The sequence below is a fragment of the Mesorhizobium sp. M2A.F.Ca.ET.037.01.1.1 genome (assembly GCF_003998075.1).
Taxonomy (GTDB): Bacteria; Pseudomonadota; Alphaproteobacteria; order Rhizobiales; family Rhizobiaceae; genus Mesorhizobium.
Map to the genome: position 1 here is coordinate 1 of NZ_RZSA01000473.1, position 4,945 is coordinate 4,945.

At 64.4% G+C, this 4,945-nt stretch carries 5 protein-coding genes; 3 read left to right on the plus strand and 2 right to left on the minus strand.

All coding sequences use genetic code 11. The features are described from left to right. Positions 1–693, minus strand: a 693-nt coding sequence (locus EOA27_RS21755; protein ID WP_148669965.1) for an NTP transferase domain-containing protein, incomplete at its 3' end; no start/stop codon positions are given. Positions 694–1,054: 361 nt separating this feature from the next. On the opposite strand from EOA27_RS21755, the gene EOA27_RS21760 reads away from it, so the two are divergent. Continuing rightward, complete coding sequence (locus EOA27_RS21760; protein ID WP_245463311.1) at positions 1,055–2,866, plus strand: adenylate/guanylate cyclase domain-containing protein; 1,812 nt, start codon at positions 1,055–1,057, stop codon at positions 2,864–2,866. Positions 2,867–2,888: 22 nt separating this feature from the next. Here the strand turns inward: EOA27_RS21760 and EOA27_RS21765 are convergent, their stop codons facing one another. Beyond that, on the minus strand, positions 2,889–3,635 hold the full coding sequence (locus EOA27_RS21765) for a cytochrome c biogenesis CcdA family protein (protein WP_126082398.1): 747 nt from the start codon (positions 3,633–3,635) through the stop codon (positions 2,889–2,891). A 165-nt stretch (positions 3,636–3,800) separates the two neighbouring features. Between EOA27_RS21765 and EOA27_RS21770 the strand changes: the two genes are divergently transcribed. Beyond that, positions 3,801–4,175: a hypothetical protein gene (locus EOA27_RS21770; RefSeq protein WP_126082397.1), complete on the plus strand. Its 375-nt coding sequence runs from the start codon at positions 3,801–3,803 to the stop codon at positions 4,173–4,175. 277 nt (positions 4,176–4,452) lie between these two features. Continuing rightward, a partial coding sequence (locus tag EOA27_RS21775) for a toprim domain-containing protein (RefSeq protein WP_245491133.1) occupies positions 4,453–4,945 on the plus strand: 493 nt, incomplete at its 3' end.

Consider the following 4,945-nt stretch of genomic DNA (forward strand, 5'->3'; position numbering starts at 1 on the left):
GTTGTTGATGCCGAGCGCGCTCTCGAAGCTCGCCTCCGTCGCCACGACGTCGAGCCCCTCGGCGCCGGCGATCTCGACGATGTCGGTGAGGTAGAATTCGCCCTTGGCATTCTTGTTGCCGACTTTGTCCAGCAGCCGCAGCGCATGGCTGCCCGCCACCGCCATCATGCCGGCGTTGCAGAAGCCGATCTTCTTTTCCTCCTCCGAGCAGTCCTTTTCCTCGCGGATGGCGACGAGCTTGCTGCCCTTCTCGACCAAACGGCCATAGCCGGCCGGGCTTGGCGGTCGAAAGCCGATGACCGCCACCGCGGCGCCCTCGGCGAGCTTCTGCCGCGCGGCGGCCAGCGCCTGCGAATCGATCAGAGGCGTATCGCCGAACATGACGAGGATGTCGTCGTAACCCTTTGATATCGCTTCGCGAGCAGCCAGAACAGCATGCGCGGTGCCGAGCCGCTTCTCCTGCACGAAAGTCTCCGCCTTGGGCGCGAATTTCTGTGCTGCCTTGCGCATCTCGTCGGCACCGTGCCCGATCACCAGCGCCAGGCCCGTCGCGCCGGCCGCCTCGGCCGCTTTCACGACATGCGCCACCATAGGCAGGCCGGCTATGGCATGCAGCACTTTTGGCATCGCGCTTTTCATGCGCGTGCCCTCGCCGGCGGCGAGGATGACGGACAGGCAGGATCTCTGGCTCATGGATGGCAACCGTATGAAAGGGCTTGAATCAATGCATGCTAGCAGCGGCGTAATGCTGCACCAATGCGGTTAAATTCCGGTGAGATGGCGGAGCGGAGGTCTCCAAGCGCGGATGTCCGGTGAGGTTCCAGATACAAAAGCACCGCCGCGGTGACGTCAGCCGGTTACATAGGTCAGGAAATATCCCCGGCCTGCTGGGAGTGCTGTGTCAGCATCGGCGGAGGCCGCGCGAGCGTGTCGTCGGTTCTCTGTTGGCGGGGGCGACTCGAACGCTCCACGCCTCGAAAGCGGGATAGCGAATTCTCGTGAAGGCAAGGTCAAACTGCGTTTCCGTTCCATATCGGCGGAGACTGGGAGAGAGATGGATACCATGCGCGCGGCGCGTCTGGAAGTTGGCAGGACATGGACGCGGGGCGGCCCGCGTGCAGGCGTATGGCCGAGCACGCAGCGCCACCTCGCAGCGATCCTGGCTTGCGACGTGGTCGGCTACTCGCGCCTGATGGAGCGCGACGAGCGTGGCACGCTCGAGCGGCTCAAGACCTACCGCAAGGATCTCCTCGAACCGCTGGTCTCCGAGCACCACGGTCGGGTCGTCAAGCTCACCGGCGACGGCATGCTTTGCGAGTTCGCGAGCGTCGTTAACGCGGTGACCTCGGCGATGGCGATCCAGCAGGCCTTGGCGGAACACGAGTCGGAGACGCCCGAGGAAGAGCGGATTCGCTTCCGCATCGGCGTCAATCTCGGGGACGTGGTCTGCGAGGAGGACGGTGACATCTACGGCGACGGGGTCAATATCGCCGCCCGCCTCGAAAGCGTCGCCGATCCAGGCACCGTGGTCGTCTCGGGTACCGCCTACGACCACCTTCAGGGCAAGCTCGACTGCGGCTTCACGCCGCTTGGCGACCTGCGCCTCAAGAACATCGAGCGGCCCGTGCGCGCTTACCGCGTCGAGGCCGACGCCAGCGCCGCACCGCCTCCCCTGCCCGAGAAACCCTCGATCGCGGTTCTGCCCTTCACCAACATGAGCGGCGACCCCGACCAGGAATACTTCGCCGACGGGCTGGTGGAAGACATCATCACGGGATTGAGCCGGGTGGACTCCTTCTTCGTGATCGCCCGAAACTCGTCCTTCACCTACAAGGGCCGGGCCGTGGACCTGCGCCAGGTCGGGCGCGAGCTGGGCGTCCGCTACGTGCTTGAAGGCAGCATCCGCCGAGCAGGTTCGCGGGTTCGCATCAGTGGGCAGTTGGTGGACGCGATCAGCGGGCACCATGTCTGGGCCGACCGCTTCGAGGGCGATATGTGCGACATCTTCGACCTGCAGGACAAGGTGACCGAGAGCGTCGTCGGCGCTGTCGAGCCGAGCATCCGGCTGGAGGAAATCAAGCAGGCGCGCATGAAGCCGACCGACTACATGAGCGCCTACGACCTCTACCTTCGCGCGCTGCCGTGCTTCTACAGCATGACCCGCGAAGGCTTTGCCGACGTGCGACGGCTCACCAACGAGGCGCTCAGCATCGATCCTGGCTTCAACTTGGCGAAGGCACTCGGCGCCCATATCCGCAGCATCTCCGTGAGCCAGTGCTGGCACGAGCCCGACGATACCAGAGTCGCCACGCGCATGGCGCGCGAGGTACTGCCGGAAGCGCGCGACGACCCCACGAGCCTGCGCTTCGCCGCGCAGGTCATTGCCTACAGCGCGAAGGACTACGAGATGGCGCTGGCCACTATCGAACGATCCCTGCGGCTCAATCCCAATTCGGCGCAGGGCCATACCAGCTGCGGCTGGGTCAACGCACATTCCGGCCGCCCGCTCGTCGCTATCGAGCATTTTCATAGGGCAATGCGGCTGAGCCCGGTCGATCCCGAGAAAGGCATCGCGCTCTCGGGCATCGGGATGAGCTACCTGATGCTCGAGCGCTACGAGGAAGCGCTGGCATGGGGTGAACGCGCGCTGCACGAGATGCCGAACTACGGCTCCTCGCACCGGGTGGTGATCATGGCGCTGGTCAAACTCAATCGGTTGGACGAGGCGCGGGCGGCGGCGCAGCGGCTGATGGAGGCGTTCCCGACCTACACGCTCACCCTGCAGAGACAGATCAACCCATGGCAGGACAAGGTGTTCGGCGAGCGTTACGTCGAGGCCTTGGGCGTCGCCGGCGTGCCGGAGTGATCGTCGCGCATAAAATGGCAGCCTACCCCAGTCGCCCCAGCACCGGGAAATTCTCCAGCAGCCAGTAGGACGCACTCTGCACGCCGCCCGTGAGGAAAAATACGCCGGCGACGACCAGCAGCGCGCCGATGCCCTTCTCGACGCGGCCGAGATGGACGCGGAATTTGCCGAGGAAGCGCATGAACGCACCGGAAAACAGCGCCGCGATCAGGAACGGGATGCCCAGCCCGAGCGAATAGGCGGCGAGCAGCAGCGCGCCCTCGCCGACCGTCTCGCGCCCGCCGGCCAAGGTCAGGATCGGCCCCAGCACCGGCCCGATGCAGGGCGTCCAGCCAAAGGCGAAGGCCAGACCCATGACATAGGCGGCGACCATGTTTGCGGGCTTGCCCTGCGACTGGAAGCGCGCCTCGCGCGACAGCAGCGGAATGCGCAATATGCCCAGAAAATTCAGTCCCATGATGATGATGAGTGCGCCAGCCGCCATCGCCAGCGGCTCCTGCCAGACCCGCAGCAGCCTGCCGATGGTCGAGGCGCCGGCGCCCAGCGCGACGAACACCGTGGAGAAGCCGAGCACGAAAGCAAGCGAGGCATAGAGCAGCGCGCCACGCGTGCCTTCCCGCGCCGTCATGGCATGATTGCCGCGGAAATCGTCGACCGACACGCCGGCCATGTAACAGAGATAGGGCGGCACCAGCGGCAGCACGCAAGGCGACAGGAACGAGATCGCTCCCGCCCCGACCGCGCTGACATAGCCGATGTCCAGTGCCATTCCATGAGTCCCGATTGTGCTGGCGTCGATATAGCGATGCGGGCGTGCGCCTGCCAATCACCATTGTGTGGCAAGTCGCCGCTTCGCCAAAGGAAGAAACGGGCTCCACAACGCGTTGACCGAATGAGCGCGCGACTGCCGCGCGCTTGTTCAGGGAGATTTATCATGAAAATGATCGCACTCGGGTTTGCCGCCCTTCTCGGCACCGCCGCGTCCCAGGCCGCCGAGGCCTGGAAGGAAGCCGAAGTGGGCGGCACCAAGATCTACACCGACGCCAAGGGCATGACCCTCTACACTTTCGACAAGGACGAGAAGGGCAAGTCCAACTGCTATGACAAATGCGCCGCCAACTGGCCGCCGCTGAAAGCCAAGGCGAGCACGAAGACCGAAGGCGAATGGTCTGTCGTCAAGCGCACCGACGGCACCCATATGTGGGCCTATGACGGCAAGCCGGTCTACACCTTCGTCAAGGACAAGAAGGCCGGCGACATGAACGGCGAAGGCGTCGCCGGAGCCTGGCACGTCGTGAAGGCAGATTGAGCTCGCCTCATTGAGCGATCCGGCTGCCGGGTTCCTTGATCCGGCAGCCAGTCATCTTTCCGCCGGTCGTCGCCGGTTCGGGGCGCGCACGCCTCCATCGCCAAAAAAGTGATCTTTGCCATACACTCTAAGAGTGTATCGTCGGCGGCCACTTTCCAAATTGGCCGCTTCCCCTTGACCGATTGCAAAAGCACGGCCATGTGAGCGACGAAAGAGTGGGATTTCGTCGTGCATCGCGGAGTTCTTCCGCCACCTCACAGCTGATTAAAGAGACCTCATGGACGTCGTCGTCGTCGAATCGCCGGCCAAGGCGAAGACAATCAACAAATATCTCGGCAAGAACTATAAGGTTCTGGCCTCGTTCGGCCATGTCCGCGATCTGCCGGCCAAGGACGGCTCGGTGCGCCCGGACGAGGACTTTGCCATGTCCTGGTCGGTCGACACGGCGTCCGGCAAGCGCCTCGCCGACATCGCCAAGGCGGTCAAGGATGCTGACGGCCTGATCCTCGCCACCGACCCGGATCGCGAGGGCGAGGCGATTTCATGGCATGTGCTGGAAGTCCTGAAGCAGAAGCGCGCGCTGAAGGACAAACCGGTCAGCCGCGTCGTCTTCAACGCCATCACCAAGGCCTCGGTGCTCGACGCGATGGCCAATCCGCGCCAGATCGATGCGCCGCTGGTCGACGCCTATCTGGCCCGCCGCGCGCTGGACTATCTGGTCGGCTTCACGCTGTCGCCGGTGCTGTGGCGCAAGCTGCCGGGCGCCCGTT

Coding starts and splice junctions, on each gene's coding strand:
- EOA27_RS21760 (WP_245463311.1), top strand. CDS start 1,055: ATGGATACCATGCGCGCGGCGCGTCTGGAAGTTGGCAGGACATGGACG.
- EOA27_RS21765 (WP_126082398.1), bottom strand. CDS start 3,635: ATGGCACTGGACATCGGCTATGTCAGCGCGGTCGGGGCGGGAGCGATC.
- EOA27_RS21770 (WP_126082397.1), top strand. CDS start 3,801: ATGAAAATGATCGCACTCGGGTTTGCCGCCCTTCTCGGCACCGCCGCG.